Raw genomic sequence first — 15,921 nt, forward strand, 5'->3', positions numbered from 1 at the left:
AGCGATGCGGAGGAGAACGACTATGGCTGAACTGACCGAGGCAAGACTCATGACGACCGGGCTTCACTGCCGGTCATGCTCCATGCTTGTAGACATGACCGTTGGGGATCTCGACGGCGTCGATAGCGTCAGCACGGACTACGTGACAGGTGCGACCGACGTGATGTTCGATTCGGATGTGGTGACAACCGAAGATATCGTGGCTGCGATACGGTCGGCGGGCTATGACGTTGACGATGCCTAGAGAATCCGAAGCGGACATGACTGGGCATTCCTACACAACGGGCTCCCGCAGAAAGTACCTACTGGTGGGCGCGCTCGCCCTGTTGGCGTTTGTCGGCGCATATGGCGTGGCCTCGGCCACCAGCAGGACGCCCGACCCCTCGGTAGCTGTCGCCGGTGTGGGGCAGAGCACAGGGGCGGGTCAGGGGGCTGGGGCAGGTCAGGGGGCTGGGGCAGGTCAGGACGGCGGAGCGTGCGGCGGGGAGTGCTGCGGCACGGGGGGCGTCGAAACCGAGGGCTCGGCTGCAGTCTCGGATGGTGTGCAGCGAATACAAGTCGATGTGTCGGCCGGCTTCTTCGATCCGACCGTCATTCGCGCGCAGGCCAGGGTACCCCTGGAGATTTCATTCGGTGAGGGATCCGGCTGTTTGGCGGAGGTGCACTCTCCCCAGCTGGGTGTATTTCGAGGATCTCACTCGCGGTGGCGCCACCGTCAATCTGAAGGCGCTTGACCCCGGCACGTATGGCTTCTCGTGCGGCATGGAGATGGCGTCCGGTACGCTGGTGGTCGAATAGGGGGCGGCAATGTCCGAAGAGACTTCGGCGCGCGCTGATGCGCGTGACGAGACCGCTCCCCACGATGGTGAGGAGAGCGTCGATTTCGCCGTCACAGGCATGACGTGTGCCTCATGCGCGGCCGTGATCGAGAAGACCCTGGCCAAAACGGAGGGGGTCGATTCTGCTGCAGTCAACCTTGCTGCGGAGAGACTGCGGGTCACATTCGACCCGACCAGGATCGACATCGATGAGATCGTTTCGCAGGTAGAGAGTGCCGGCTACGGAGCCACTAGCATGTCCAAGGCCGTGGCTTCCCCTGCGACCGGGCACGTGGACCTGGTGGTCACAGGGATGACCTGCGCTTCGTGCAGCGCCGTCATCGAGAAATCGCTCGACAAGGTCGACGGTGTCTCGGCGGCGGTTGTGAACCTGGCTCGGGAAAGTGCATCCGTCGATTTCGATCCGGTGATCGTCGGGCCGGAAGAGATCATCTCTGCAGTCATCGCTGCCGGATACGGAGCGGAGCTCAAGACGGAGAGCGTTGTCGGTGCCGGTGTGGAGGCAGACGCACAGAGTGCCGCGCAGCGCGCGTTCTATCAGCATCAGCGTAACCTGCTCGTGTTCTCCGCCACCCTCTCCATTCCTCTGCTCTTTGTGGCCATGGTGCCGCCGTTCATGGAGGCGATTCCGACATGGATCGCCTCGATATTCGGGATCTCGGGCGAGTCCGGCGTCATGATGGTTCACAAGTACATCATGCTGGTGCTCGCCACCCCTGTGCAGTTCTACGCCGGCGCACAGTACTACCGTGGGTTCTGGCATGCACTGAAGCGACGCACCGGCAACATGGACACGCTGGTTGCGATCGGAACGACCGCCGCGTTCGCGTACAGCGTGGCGGCCACATTCTGGATAACCGAGCAGCCCGCGTTCTACGAAACGAGCGCATTGCTCATCACATTCGTTCTCCTTGGCAAGATGCTTGAGGCGCGGGCCAAAGGTCGCACGGGGGACGCGATCAAGAAGCTCATGGGACTTGCGGCCAAGACGGCGCGCGTTGTGCGCGGCGGGGAGGAACTCGACGTTGCCGTGGAGCAGGTCGTGGTGGGCGATATCGTCATCGTCCGGCCGGGCGAGAAGGTCCCTGTCGATGGTGTACTGACCGAGGGCGGGTCCTCGGTCGACGAATCGATGCTGACGGGCGAGTCCATACCCGTTGAGAAGAACCCCGGAGACACGGTCATCGGTGCGACGCTGAACAAGCTCGGCTCGTTCAGGATGCGGGCCACCAAGGTCGGCCGGGACACCGCCCTCGCGCAGATCATCCGACTCGTCGAGGAAGCGCAGGGCTCCAAGGCCCCGGTGCAACGGTTCGCGGATCGCATCAGTGCGGTGTTCGTCCCCGCAGTCGTCGGGACGGCGCTTGCGACGTTTCTGTTCTGGCTGATCGCAGGACCGGTCATCTTTGGCGCAGCACCCGATCCCGCAGCCTACGCGACGGTGTTGCACCCGATACTGAGGGCTGCGGCCGGCAGCGGGTGGTTCGTGGCTGCGCTTCTCGCGGGCACAGCGGCCGTGGTCATCGCGTGTCCATGCGCTCTCGGGCTCGCGACGCCGACGGCCATCATGGTCGGAACCGGGAAGGGCGCCGAGAACGGCGTGCTCATCAAGAGCGGCGAAGCCCTCGAGACGGCGTATCGAATCGATGCCATCGTCTTCGACAAGACCGGCACACTGACCCACGGGCAGCCCAAGGTGACCGATGTCGTAGCCCTCGATTCCGAGGACCCCACACGGATTCTGGAGCTGGCCGCCTCTCTCGAGCGCTCGAGCGAGCATCCCCTGGCCGAGGCCATAGTGGGGCATGCGAATGACACCGGAGTTGCAGTGCACCCCGTGATCTCCTTCTCCGCGATACCCGGGCATGGCGTGGCGGGCGAGGTAGATGGAACGCGGGTCGTACTCGGCAATCGCAAGCTCATGGAGCGCGAGGCCCTCGCGTGCGACTCGTGCGAGCGCGAGATCGCGGAGCTTGAGTCGCAGGGCAAGACCGTGATGATCGTTGGGATCTCGGGAGTCCGGCCGGTGGGACTCATCGCCGTTGCCGACACGCTGAAGGAGCACTCCAAGCCCGCAGTTGCGCGCCTGCGTGAGATGGGTGTGGAGGTCTACATGATCACGGGCGACAACCGGACGACGGCACAGGCTGTTGCCCTGCAGGCCGGAATCTCCTCGGATCACGTTCTCGCTGAAGTGCTTCCCGAGGACAAGGCGACGAGAGTCGCAGCTCTGCAGAGCCAAGGACTGCGAACCGCGATGGTCGGCGACGGCATCAACGATACACCGGCACTTGCCCAGGCCGATGTCGGCATCGCGATGGGCGCGGGCACGGATGTTGCCATGGAGACGGGCGGCATCGTGCTCATCAAGAACGATCTTCGCGATGTGGTGACCGCCATCGAGCTGTCTCGCGCGACGATGCGCAAGATCAAGTCGAACTTCGTCTGGGCGCTCGGCTACAACACACTGGGCATTCCTGTGGCGGCGATAGGCCTGCTCTCGCAGTTCCCGTGGCTTGCTGGGGCTGCGATGGCGTTTTCCAGCGTCAGCGTCGTGACGAACTCCTTGCTGCTACGCCGATTCCGTCCCTCCATGCGATAACAGGACAGCCGCCGCTCTGGGATATCATCAGGAAGACCTCATGAAGGGAACCGCATGGAGAATTCCGTTGGACTAGCTGCTGCTTTTGCAGCCGGTCTCGTCTCGTTTCTTTCGCCGTGCGTCCTTCCGCTGATTCCGGCATACATCTCATTCATCACCGGGATGTCCGCTTCGGAACTGGCCAAGGAGAGAGCGCCGCTCCGTGTGGTACTCGCACCGAGCCTGTTGTTCGTTGCCGGGTTCTCGCTGGTGTTTGTCGCATTGGGCGCTTCTGCATCCCTTTTGGGTGCGTTTCTGGTGGCGTACCGGCTGCTGCTGGTGAGAATCGCTGGCGGAGCGCTGTTGGTACTCGGATTCTTCATGCTCGGTGTCATAGAGGTGCCCTGGCTGTATGGCGAGGCGCGATTCGAGATGGGGAAGGCCCGCGCTTTCGGTCGTGGCGCGGCGCTGGTCATGGGCATGGCCTTCGCGTTCGGTTGGACGCCGTGCGTCGGGCCGATTCTGGGCTCGATTCTCGCCGTAGCCGGCTCGTCCGGAAGCGTTGGTACTGGCGTTCTTCTGCTCTCCGCGTACTCTCTGGGTCTCGGAGTCCCCTTTGTCTTGGTGGCGTTGCTGTTCGGTAAGCTGGGGGGCACACTGCGTTGGCTTGGCCGGCACTCCTTGGCCATCAACAGGGTGGCGGGAGCGGTGCTGATCGCGGTCGGCGTTCTTATGATCACCGGCCGACTCGGAGTACTGTCCGGATGGCTCTCAACCGTGCTGCCATCCGTCGGATTGTAGGAGCGCTTTGTCCCCCGGCTCCGGGGCGGTACGATTGGAGCAGTGACCTGAGGGGCGGCAGGAGCAACGGTGTGAGGATGGAGCGCAGCACACGCAGGGGGAGCCTGGCCGCCAATCTGATGGTTCTTGTTCTGATGGTCGTGGGCGTCTCGGTTACGATTATCAGCCTCGCAGCACTCTCCGGCGTTTTCGATCTCGCGCGCAGTCAGGTTGCGGCGCGGCAGAAGGCCTACCGCCAGGCTGCGGCGAGTGAGATCGAAGTGCACTTCGACGGCGCGTTTCGCGTGGTGGAGCGGGCGATTGGTGTCATCTCCGATCCCGCTGCTGGCGGAATCGACCAGGTGAAGCTGGCAGCGACCCATGAGACCGGCGTTGAGTACATCGACCGGCTCGTGGTGTTCGCGACCGATGGCGCGATCTTGAGCGCGCACCCGTCCTACGTGGCGCGCGAGCCGCTCCCCAAGCCGGAGATACTGAGCGCGGCCTTGAGCGAGACCCCGAGCTTGTACTGGGACAAGTCGCGGGCACGTCTGTGGGTCGCGCGCCGTGCCACGGCTGCAGACGGAACCGAAACGGTCGTAGCTGTACGCGCACGCATGGGCTACCTGGGCGGTCTGCTGGACGGTTTCGCTTCGGAGAGCTCTGATCGGTGGCTTGCGGTGCTCGACAGCGACCGCAGCGTGATCGCGTCGAGCGCCATCGGTCCCAACGTCGAGCCCTTGTCGATCGAGTACGAACCCGACAAGGAGAACCCGGCAACAGGGGCGGTGAAGGCCACGTCTTCGAGTGGTGCCGTGATGTGGGGGGAGTACGCGGAACTGGAGGGCTATCGCGGAATAGCCTGGAGGGTGGTCACGGCCGAACCGCGCAGCGCTGTCGCAGTAGACACCATGCGTGCGCTCATTCCCGCCGTGGGAGCACTCGTGTTCAGCGTGGCATTCTCGCTCATGTTCACCGGCCTGTTCTCCCGGCGCTTGGTGGCGCCCCTGAAGGATCTTGAGTTTCACGCGCAGCAGGCAGTGTCGGGCGCGTACGTCCGCTCCATCGAGACGGACAGGACCGACGAGATTGGCCGTCTAGCCGATGCGTTCAACGCAGTCGCACTGCGGCTCAATGCCCTCCACGACCTCTCCCAACTCCTTGCGAGCTCTTCAAGCCTGGATCAGGTGCTCGATGGCATTCTTTCGGCGATGAGCCATATCGTCGGATCGTCCAGCGTTGCCGTGTACCTCGTCAATGACGTGGGCGAGGCGCTTTCGCTCGCCCGAACCCGCGGCGTTCAGCATCCCGGTGACGTGACCGTACCGCTTTCGAGCTCATCTCGGCTTGCGGACGCATTGTATTCGAGCGGCCCCGTCCCCTTTGGCGATCCCGATCCCGACATAGCGGCGGCATTTGGCCTGGCAGCGGATTCGCCCGCGTCCGGGTTGGTTGCCCCGCTGGTCGTCGGCAACGAACCCCTCGGAGTCATCGCCGTTCTGAACACCGACCACCACGTGTTCTCACAGGCCGAGATGGAAATGGTTCGAACGTTCTCGGCGCAAGCCGCCATCGCTGTGCACAATTCACGCCTCTTCGAAGAGGAGATTCGTTCCCGTCATGAAGCCGAGGCCATGCGCGAGGTGGCGGAGAGGCTTGCGATGCCGGGTGAGCTTGAGACGGCGCTGGGGGACGTTGCGAAGCGTGTTGCGGTTCTGCTTGACGCCGTGGATTGGAGTGTTGCGGTGGTGGACCGCGATCTGCTCGGCATGGAGGCGGCGTCCGACGCTGCGAACGAGCGCAACATCCTGCGCATGTGGGGACGTGCGCTTGTGGGTCGCGACCAGCGTCATGTCTTGCGCCTGGGTCCGGGCGATGACCCGCTTGTGGACGAGTATCTCGTCAAGCAAGACGCCCACTTCCTCCTGATGGCTACGGTGATACGCGGCGGCACACCTGGCGCGGTTCTCGCCTTCGCGGTGCGCAGGCCAGGAGCCCTGGCCGACTCCCACGAGACTGGCGTAGTCGAAGCGCTTGCAACTCAGATTGCCCTTGCCCTCGACAACGCCTTCTACTTCGAGCAGGCCCGTACCCGGTCAGCGAATATCGAGACGATCTTCCGCATCTCGCAGGCCGTGAGCTCGTCCCTCCAGATCAAGGTCGTTCTGAATCGCGTGCTCGACGTCGTTCAGAAGATATTCACAGCCGACACGGTGAGTCTGATGATCTTCGACGAACAGAAGCGGGTCATAGACACTGCCATGGCCCGTGGTCTTGTATCCAATGACATCCTGCATTTCTCATGCGCTCCGGGACAGGAGTTCCCAGGGGCCGTATTCGAGAGCGGGGAGCCTGCCAAGATCGACGAACTTGTGACGACGGTTGGCCTGCTGGCTGCTGCGGCCGTTCGCCAGGGTCTTCACGCAGCTCTTGCAGTCCCTCTTCTTGCGCGCGGGCGCAGTCTCGGCGTTCTGACCGTTTTCTCCTCGGAACCCGGGGTCTTCACCGAGGAGGACAGGGGCTTGCTGCATACGTTCGCCTCTCAGGCAGCGCTGGCGATCGACACGGCAGACATGTACGGCCGAGAGCATATGGTGGCGTCGGTGCTTCAGTCGAGCATCTTGCCGGAGACGCTCCCGGAGTACCCCGAGATCAAGTCGAGCAGCGTGTATCAGGCGGCTGGGAACGAGGCGGAGATTGGCGGGGACTACTTCGACCTGTTCAAGACGCCTGCAGGCAATATCGTCATGGCCATTGCTGATGTGTGCGGCAAGGGCGTTGTTGCCGCGACGAAGACCTCGATGATCAAGTACACCGTCAGGGGGCTTGCAGCGACGGGGCTTTCGCCTGCGCGCATGGTCGCTCAGGTCAACCGCATGGTCGCAGAGGGTGGTACGCCAAGCGATATCGTCACACTGTGGCTGGGCGTGTTCGATGTCGCCGCAGGGACACTTGTGTATGCCAACGGGGGACATCCTCCGGCACTTTTTCGATTTGCCGACGGTTCAGGCGTCGAGCGGCTGGCGACAACCGGACCATTGCTCGGGGCTATCGCAGACGCCAGCTACGGGGAACAGGTCGTTCCTGTTGTGCCCGGCGACACCGTGCTGCTCTACACTGACGGTGTCACCGAGGCCCGTAGGGGGAATAGATTCTTCGGCGAGGGTCGGGTGCGCAGGTCGCTGCGATACGGTGGCACTCCCGATGATATTGCGAAGAGATTGCTGGCAGCGCTCTCTCGCTTCGCTCCCGGGCAGCTGCGTGATGATGCAGCGATTCTGGCCGTGACATTCGGGCCGTTACCGGGTGATATCGCCGCGGGCGATCCGTTGGCCGCAAACGAGTAGTACGCGTGAAGTGAGCAGGATGGCGCAGGACACCGAGCGACACGAGGATCTGAGGACCGCCGTTGTGCACGTGGACGGCGACATGGACCTGGCTGTCGTACCCAAGATGAAGGCCAGCCTGGCCGATCTCATCGAGGCGGGATACACGAACATCGTGTTCGAACTCTCCCATGCGACGTACGTCGATTCCTCGGCGTTGAGCTTGCTTGTCTGGCTGGATCGAGAGCTTGCAGGGACTCCAGGCAAGGTGGTTCTTGTGGGTGCGAACAGGGACATCGCACGCGTTCTCGCGATATCGGGTCTCGTAGCGATCACCCGTGTGAAGTGTCGCGAGGAGAGCGTCGACGATGTCTTGCAGGGAATAGAGACAGTCTCGGACTCCGTGGAACCACTGTGGACCGAGGAGTTGTCGATGGCCGGAAGAGCTGACGCGCTCGCCCCGGTGCGTGAGCGCGTCAGCGAGCTTGTCCAGACACTAGGGTTCGGCGATGCGGCGCTGTTCGACATCAAGGTGGCGCTGGGCGAGGCCTTGGCCAATGCGGTGCGCCACGGCTGTCCGGGAGACGGGAACGGGATAATCGGAATCTCGGTTCGGGCGTTCGAAGAGAAGGTTGAGATCGAGGTAGTGGACACCGGCACCGGGTTCGATGGCGAGCATGTGTGCAGCGATGACCTGTACGCGTCTGGCGGGCGCGGCATAGTGTTCATGCGCGCCTTGATGGATCGGGTCGCCTTCCGTCCGGCACCTTCGGGCGGAACTACTGTTACCCTGGTCAAGCACAGGGCGCCTGCAGAAGTCTCTTGACCGCCCTGCCGACAAGTCAGTCGCGAAGGGCGGTCCCCGCATAGTGCCCGATCGAAAGCGCGTCCTGATACTCGGCGCCTCTTCCGGAGGTGGCCTCGGCGCGGCCGCCCGGGCGCTGCAGAGCTACTATGGGGATCACTACTCCCGCGAGATCGAAGTCCGGCTGGTCGACTTCTTCGAGGAGTTCGCACCAAGCCTGAACATTCTCGCAAAGTTCGCCTACCAGCAACCGGGACAGTTCTTCCCGGCGTTCTCCGGCACGTTCGGCGACGCCTCCCGGGACATGCCGGGCAACCCAGTGGTTCAGGCGCTCGAGAGTGTGGGGATCGACCGCGCCCGCGCTTTCGTCCACGAGTACGCACCGCACGCCGTGATCTCGACATTCCCGATCGCCGGCGGAATAGTCGCGGACCTCAAGGGCGATCGCGAGTTCTTGGCAGCGACCGTGATCGCCGACTACAGCGCGCAGCAAGCATGGTTGCACCCGGCGACAGACATCTACTTCGCCGCCTGCAGAGAGGCTCGCGAGAACCTGGTGATCCGAGGAGCCGCTTGGGAGAAAGTGGTCGTGTCGGGCGTACCCATCCATGAGAGGTTCGCCGAGGCCGGAGATCGCACCAAAGCGCGAAACCACCACGAGCTGGCAGACCGCTTCACCGTCATGCTCGCACCTAGCTTCGGAACCCACGGTGACCTGGGGGACCTCGCACGGAAGCTGGCTGCAGCAGGCGTCCAGGTCGCGGCTGTTGCCGGCCATAACAAGCGGCTGGGGCGGAGAATCGAGGAAGTAGCCCGAGGAGTTGTATTGCTGAAGGGATACGGTTTTGTTGAGGGAATGAATACAATGATGATGGCGGTCGATGTGATCATCGGCCAAGCGGGTGGGCTTATGGTGTCCGAGGCGCTCGCGATGGGCTTGCCGATGATCATGTACGGTTCTGTGCCGGGACAAGAACTCCACAGCGTCGACTTCATTGTGAACAGCGGGGCAGGGTTCGTTTCACGAGACGATGATGATGTTGTCGAGAAGGTGAGGTTCCTGTCCACGCATCCGGAGCGTCTCGGGCAGATGGCATCGAACGCTGCGGCACTCGGCAAGCCGGCGGCGGCGCGAGTGGTGTGTGAGCGTGTCATGGCTGCTTTGAGATAGGCGACGTTTTGGCCAGGAGGTAGGTCGGTATGGATCTATTCGAGGCATTTGAGAAGCGTCACTCGGTTCGCTCGTTCTCTCCGGAACCGGTTCCGAAGGAGCTCATCGACAAGCTCATCTACGCAGCATCCCTTGCTCCTTCATCTCTGAATGAACAACCCTGGCGCTTCTACGTCGTTCGTGGCGAGTCACGGACCAAGCTCGGGCAGATCATGGCGCAGAGCACTTCATACCTCGAGGAGTACCTGAAGATCCTCGGCAAGGAGATGGACGACCACGTTGTGCAGTGGTACTCGGAGCTTGGCGGGGCGCCTGTGGTCATGGCGTGCACGATGCCGCGCGTGGAGGACGACTTCGCGCGGCTGAACAAGCACATCGCCGCCGGCGCCGCCCTCGAGCACATCCTGCTTGCTGCTACCGACCTTGGTCTTGGCGCCTGCATGGTGACATTCTCCTTCTGGGTCCGCGACGACATCGGCAGGGAACTGGGCATCCCCGACGAGAGGGCCATCGTGGCGCTGGTTGTCCTTGGCTATCCGAGTGACGAGCCGCCGCTGGTGCCTCCCAAGCGACACGATGTCGGGGTCTACCTCGACTGATGATGGCCGAAGGGGTCTTCTTCGACGTCGGAAACACGCTCCTGTATCCCTATCCGAGCGTGTCCGAAGTCTGCAGAGAGGTCCTTCGCAGCGCCGGACATGACCGGGAGCTTGACTCCATCGAGCAGGTCATGCCGCTGGTCGACGCCTACTATGAGGACCGCTACCGGGAGGACGACACCTTCTGGACCGATGAGGGCGAGACCTCCTCCGTATGGGTGGGGATGTACTCGCTGTTGTGCCGCAGACTCGGCATCGCCGAGGAGGCCGAGACGCTTGCTCGCCGCGTGTACGATGAGTTCGGTCGTCCCGATAGGTGGCGGGTCTACGATGACGTGTTTCCGGTTCTCCGCAGGCTGAGAGAGCGTGGCATCAAGACCGGCATCATCTCCAACTGGGATCGCAGGCTACCCGTGCTCCTCGAGGGACTAGGATTCGGAGACTTCGTAGACGTGGTGATCTCCTCGGCGGTCGTAGGGCTTCGCAAGCCCGACCCTCGCATCTTCGAGCTCGCATGCAGTACTCTCGGTGTTGCGCCGACGAAGTCGGTCCATGTCGGGGATCACCACTACTCCGACATCCTCGGCGCATCGAGCGTAGGCATGAGGGCCGTTCTGATCGATCGTCACGGGGGACATCCCGGTGAGGCATTGAGCAGCCTGGATGCACTTGAAAGCTACCTCGGATGGAGGGTCTAGGCATGAATACAGGACGAGTGTTGTCATGGACGGCCCTCGTTCTTGCGATCGCCATCTGCCTCGCCTCCGCCTATGCGGCGTACACACTCGCTGGCTACTCGTGGGACCAGGTGGTTTCCTATAGCACTCCGTTCGGTGACTACGAACGCCCTTGGGTAGGCGTGAAGCCTGAGACGTTCTCCGCCGAGGAGAGCTCGACCCCGCGGGTGGTTCTCGTCATCGTTGACGGACTGCAGCTTGAGGCATCGCGAAACATGAGTTCGCTCAATACGTTGCGGCAGTACGGCGCTGACATGGTCGCCATCGCCCCGCAACCGTCCCTGTCATTCCCGACATGGACGAACATACTGTCGGGCGCCCCGCCTCAGTTCAGCGGTGTCACAACGAACTGGTTCGAGGGCGCCGTCCCGGTTGAGACGCTGATCGATGTTGCACTCGCAGGCGGCAGGACCGTTGTCGTTTCGGCTCCCGATGACTTCGAGACGCTCTATGAGGCGTCTCGAGCGCAGGCTACCTACTTCAAGCCGTGGGGCGATGGCGACTACATGACCTCTGGCTTCATCGACCAGGCAATCGCCATGACCGAGCGGGTGAATCCTCAGTTCGTGGTGGTTCACCTTCCCGATGCGGATGAGGCGGCGCACGACTCAGGCGCGGACTCGAAGGCCTACGCTGACGTGGTCGCCAATATCGATCGGGACATCGCGAAGCTCGTTGAAGCGCTTCAGGACGAGCGCACCACCTACGTCATCTGTGCGGATCATGGCCACATCCCGTCCGGCGGTCACGGTGGATGGGAGAGGGACGTGACGCGCACGCCCGCGGTCTTTGTTGGTTCGCGGATGCTTACCGAGCGTGGAGAGATGTCCCAGTCCGACATCGCCCCAACGATAGCTGCGATTCTCGACCTTCCGATTCCGAGGCATTCCGCCGGTCGAGTGCGCGACGATCTGCTAGCGGACAGCGATGCGGAGGTTCTGCGCGGAGAGCAGCAGTTCCGCGTGCTTGCAGAGCGCTACGCAACGGTCATTGGCGGGAAGCCGCCGAGTGTTGGCGGCGTGAAGTCGTACGATGCACTGCAACTTGCGATGGACGATGCGTCCTCGGCGAGGCTTTCGCAAGATCGGCAGGGAAGGCTTCCCGTGTCGCTTGCGATCCTTGCTGCGGCGCTTCTCGTTGTGGCCGGCATAGGCATCTCCTCTTGGCGCGCTCTGATCGCGTCATTGGCCGGCGCGGTTGCGTACTTCGGAATCTACAACGGCCTGTACTTCCTCGTGCACGGCTACGAATGGTCGTTGTCTGCCTTCAACACGGAGACATTCGTCGAGGCGTTCTTCAACATCCGCATGGCCGAAGCGGCGCTGTCGATACTCATCGCGGCGGGCGTCTCCGCATACGTGTATCCCCTCATGCGGCGCAGGCCGAAGGGCCCGAAGGAGGGCTTCCTTGGCGGTTGGCTTGCACTGGGGCCTGCAACGGCTCTGTGCGTGCTCGCGACGTTGGCGGTGCAGGTCGCGTGGTTCCTTTGGGCCTGGGGCGCGGACGTGACGTGGCGTTTGCCTGACCTCAGGTGGGGGTTCAAGTACGATCTTGACCTCATCCAGGCGACTGCTGTTGGGGCTGTTGCACTACTTGCGCCGCTGGTCACATACCTTGTCGGGCGGTATCATCCGAAGGTGCGCTCGACCGAGAGTGCCGGGTCGGCATCACGGGCGGACAGTCCGGGCGGCCTGATTCGATAGTCCCGACCCCGAGAGGGGACACAGATGGCCTTCAAAGACCTGCGTGACTTCATCGCGCTGCTCGAGAGCAAGGGTCAACTCAAGCGCATTGCTGCGGCCGCAGATCCCTACCTTGAGATTGGTGAGGTCACCGACCGTGTGAGCAAGGCGGTCGGCCCGGCGCTGCTCTTCGAGAATCCCGTGAACCGGGCGGCTGGCGAGGCCTACGCCATGCCGGTCGTCATCAACCTGATGGGTAGCTACGACCGTATGGCGTGGGCGCTGGGGGTAGACGCAGAGACCGGGACGTGGCGTGACCTCGATGCGGTGGGCAGACGGGTCATGGAGCTGCTTCCGCTCGACATGCCGGCGTCGATGAAGGGCAAGATCGACGTGCTCATGGGTCTGAAGGACCTGGCGGGTGCTGGAGCCAATGAGGTCAAGAAGGCCCCTTGTCAGCAGGTCGTCTTGCGTGGGACAGACGTGGATCTCTCGAGACTGCCGGTACTCACTACCTGGCCCGACGACGGGGGTCCATTCGTAACGCTGCCGCTGGTCGTCACGAGCGACCTCAAGGGACGCATGAACGTCGGGATGTACCGGCTTCAGGTCTTCGACCGCAATACGACCGGGTTGCACATCCATGTGCATCACGACGGCGCGAAGAACCTCAGGGCCTGGAAAGAAGCCGGACACGAGCGCATTCCGGTGTCGGCCGCCCTCGGGGGAGACCCGGCCACGATCTTCTCTGCGACCGCGCCGGTGCCTCCGATGATCGACGAGTATCTCTTCTCCGGCATTCTCCGCGGCGAGAGCGTCGACGTCGTGAAATGCGTGACCAACGACCTGCTCGTACCCGCCGGTGCCGAGATCGTGCTTGAAGGCTGGTGCGATCCGGACGAAACGCGGTGGGAGGGACCATTCGGCGATCACACGGGGTACTACTCCTTGGCGGACGACTTCCCGGTCTTCCATGTCGAGGCGGTCACGATGCGCAAGGACGCGATATACCCGACGACAATCGTCGGTCAGCCGCCCATGGAGGACTGCTACATGGGCAAGGCCACCGAGCGGCTGTTCCTGCCGGTCGTGCGCGCGATGATGCCGGAGGTTGTCGACTACGACTTGCCTCTGGAGGGCGTGTTCCACAACTGCGCGATCTTCCAGATCAAGAAGGAGTTTCCGGGCCAAGCGTTCCGTGTCATGAATTTCGCCTGGTCGATGGGGCAGATGATGTTCACGAAATACGTGATCGTTGTGGATGCGGATGTTGACTGTCACAACTACTCCGAGGTCGCGTGGCGCTGTTTCAACAACGTCGACCCGAGCCGTGACGTCCTGATCAGCAAGGGCCCGCTCGACCGGCTGGACCACAGCAGCAACCTCGAGAGCTTCGGCTTCAAGATGGGTATCGACGCGACCAAGCCGCTTCCGGGCGAGGGCCACGAGCGCGATTGGCCCGACGCGATGGTCATGACCGACGAGGTCAAGGCCCGTATCGATGAGATGTGGGGCGAACTCGGCCTGTGAGCAAGGCCGGCGAGAAGCTCCGTATCCTTCTTGAGCTCGTGAAGTTCGAGCACTCGATCTTTGCGCTGCCCTACGCCTACATCGGGGCGCTGTACGGGGCAACGTGGGTTCCGAAGGGTGGTTGGCCGTCCTGGTGGTCCATTGCGTGGATCACATTGGTCATGGTCGGGGCGCGAGCCTTCGCCTTCGTGCTCAACCGGGCCATCGACAAGGAGATCGACGCCCGCAACCCCCGCACTGCGGGTCGCGCTATCCCTGCGGGTCTCATAAAGGCCTGGGAGCTGTGGCTCTTCAGTGCCGCGATGCTCGGGTTGTACCTCTTCGGAGTCTGGCAGCTTGCGCCGATCGCACACGTGCTGTGGCCGATACCGTTGGTGGCGTTCTTCGTGTATCCGTACACCAAACGGTTCACGTGGCTGTGCCACTACTGGCTCGGCCTGTGTCTGGGGCTCGCTCCCGTTGGCGGGTGGGCAGCGGTGACGAACAGCGTCTCGCATCCCGCACCGTGGGTAATGGGGGCGGCGGTGATGCTGTGGACGGCTGGGTTCGACATCATCTACGCGACGCAGGACGTGAACTGCGATCGCCGCGACGGTGTCCACAGCGTGCCGGCGGACCTGGGCATCGCTCCCGCGCTACTCATGACCCGCGTGGTTCATACACTCACCGTCGGCCTGCTTGTCCTTGGCGGGTATCTTGTAGGTGCGGGATGGCCGTGGTACGCGGCAGTGGCCGTGGCCGCGGTCCTGCTCGCATATGAGAACGCGATCGTCTCGCCGAAGGATCTTTCGCGCGTCAACGCAGCGTTCTTCTCGGTAAACGGAATCATCGCGGTCATCGTTTTCGCAGGGGCGCTCGCTGACCGGTTGATGGCATAGGAGGCAGTGAATGGGACTGTACACGGTAGTCATGACGGGAGCGTCCGGGAGTGTGTATGGCCTGCGCCTCGTGGAGCAGCTGCTCACCACCGGGCACGAAGTGACGCTCGTGATGACAGAGGCGGGTCGCGATGTGACCGCTTTCGAGGTTGGGTTCGAGCTACCTGCCGAGGAGCCCGCACGCGAACTGCTGCGATTTCTGGAACTCCCGCACGACGCACAGTTGCGTTGCGCGTGTTCGTCGGACCTATTCGACCCGATCGCGTCCGGATCCCACCCGGTCGACGCGACGATCGCCTGCCCCGCGAGCATGGGCTTCTGTGCGTCCGTGGCTGCAGGACTCGGTTCCGATCTGCCCGAACGTGCGGCTGACGTCGCCCTCAAGCAACGGCGTCCGCTGGTTCTTGTGCCGCGCGAGACTCCGCTGTCTTTGATCCATCTTCGGAACCTTACTTCGCTCGCAGAGGCAGGCGCGGTGATCGTTCCGGCGATGCCGGCGTTCTACCAGCGTCCCGCAACCATCGATGACCAGGTGAACTTCATCGTAGGCAGGGTGCTTGATGTCCTTGGCATAGAGCATGACCTGTTCCAAAGGTGGGGAGAGTGACCGTGGGGGACGAACGCGAAATGGCGCGCAGACCGACCGGGATCGCCCGCCGAATACCGGCATACAGCCGGTTCGTGGTAATCATCCCCGTCGTGGGACTGTTCATCGGCGCGGTGACACTGGTCGGCATGGCAGCGATCGATGTCGTGCAGCAGGTCACATCAGCCATCACGGGCGAGCTGTCCAAGCAAGACGCGGTTCTGGAGTTCATCGAGCTCGCAGATGTGTTCCTGGTCGCAACAGTGCTCTACATCATGGCGCTTGGCCTCTATGAGCTGTTCATCGACGACACGATTCCTGTGCCGGCCTGGCTCCAGGTACGCACGCTCGACGACCTCAAAGAGAAGCTCGTAGGTGTCGTGATCGTCGTGCTGGCGGTGTTCTTC

General features: G+C 62.8%; 14 protein-coding genes. All 14 read left to right on the top strand.

Annotated elements, in window-relative coordinates:
• The first annotated feature begins 22 nt into the window (after nt 1-22).
• A complete protein-coding gene (locus Q8K99_09260; protein MDP2182741.1) occupies nt 23-244 on the top strand; it encodes a heavy-metal-associated domain-containing protein in 222 nt (73 codons plus the stop codon).
• A 389-nt stretch (nt 245-633) separates the two neighbouring features.
• The gene (locus Q8K99_09265; protein MDP2182742.1) at nt 634-798 is read left to right on the top strand and encodes a hypothetical protein; all 165 of its coding nucleotides are present in this window, start codon (nt 634-636) and stop codon (nt 796-798) included.
• A 9-nt stretch (nt 799-807) separates the two neighbouring features.
• Nucleotides 808-3,441: a heavy metal translocating P-type ATPase gene (locus tag Q8K99_09270; protein ID MDP2182743.1), complete on the top strand. Its 2,634-nt coding sequence runs from the start codon at nt 808-810 to the stop codon at nt 3,439-3,441.
• A 54-nt stretch (nt 3,442-3,495) separates the two neighbouring features.
• Nucleotides 3,496-4,221, top strand: coding sequence for a cytochrome c biogenesis protein CcdA (locus tag Q8K99_09275; GenBank protein ID MDP2182744.1), 726 nt, complete (start codon nt 3,496-3,498; stop codon nt 4,219-4,221).
• 77 nt (nt 4,222-4,298) lie between these two features.
• The gene (locus Q8K99_09280) at nt 4,299-7,547 is read left to right on the top strand and encodes a SpoIIE family protein phosphatase (protein MDP2182745.1); all 3,249 of its coding nucleotides are present in this window, start codon (nt 4,299-4,301) and stop codon (nt 7,545-7,547) included.
• Nucleotides 7,548-7,566: 19 nt separating this feature from the next.
• Entirely contained in the window at nt 7,567-8,352 is a 786-nt protein-coding gene (locus tag Q8K99_09285; protein ID MDP2182746.1) for an anti-sigma factor antagonist, read from the top strand.
• A gap of 43 nt (nt 8,353-8,395) precedes the next feature.
• Nucleotides 8,396-9,502, top strand: a complete 1,107-nt coding sequence (locus tag Q8K99_09290) for a glycosyltransferase (protein MDP2182747.1) — start codon at nt 8,396-8,398, stop codon at nt 9,500-9,502.
• A gap of 29 nt (nt 9,503-9,531) precedes the next feature.
• A complete protein-coding gene (locus Q8K99_09295) occupies nt 9,532-10,101 on the top strand; it encodes a nitroreductase (protein MDP2182748.1) in 570 nt (189 codons plus the stop codon).
• A gap of 2 nt (nt 10,102-10,103) precedes the next feature.
• Entirely contained in the window at nt 10,104-10,799 is a 696-nt protein-coding gene (locus Q8K99_09300; protein ID MDP2182749.1) for an HAD-IA family hydrolase, read from the top strand.
• A 2-nt stretch (nt 10,800-10,801) separates the two neighbouring features.
• Nucleotides 10,802-12,541 (top strand): alkaline phosphatase, encoded by a 1,740-nt coding sequence (locus Q8K99_09305; protein ID MDP2182750.1) that lies wholly within the window; start codon nt 10,802-10,804, stop codon nt 12,539-12,541.
• Nucleotides 12,542-12,565: 24 nt separating this feature from the next.
• A complete protein-coding gene (locus Q8K99_09310; GenBank protein ID MDP2182751.1) occupies nt 12,566-14,050 on the top strand; it encodes a menaquinone biosynthesis decarboxylase in 1,485 nt (494 codons plus the stop codon).
• Entirely contained in the window at nt 14,047-14,928 is an 882-nt protein-coding gene (locus tag Q8K99_09315; GenBank protein ID MDP2182752.1) for a UbiA-like polyprenyltransferase, read from the top strand. The genes Q8K99_09310 and Q8K99_09315 overlap by 4 nt, the downstream gene beginning before the upstream one ends.
• 10 nt (nt 14,929-14,938) lie before the next feature.
• Nucleotides 14,939-15,535: a flavin prenyltransferase UbiX gene (locus Q8K99_09320; GenBank protein ID MDP2182753.1), complete on the top strand. Its 597-nt coding sequence runs from the start codon at nt 14,939-14,941 to the stop codon at nt 15,533-15,535.
• A gap of 2 nt (nt 15,536-15,537) precedes the next feature.
• Nucleotides 15,538-15,921 (top strand): YqhA family protein (locus Q8K99_09325; protein ID MDP2182754.1); only part of this gene is annotated, 384 nt, incomplete at its 3' end.

The organism is Actinomycetota bacterium (genome assembly GCA_030682655.1).
Lineage (GTDB): Bacteria > Actinomycetota > Coriobacteriia > Anaerosomatales > JAUXNU01 > JAUXNU01.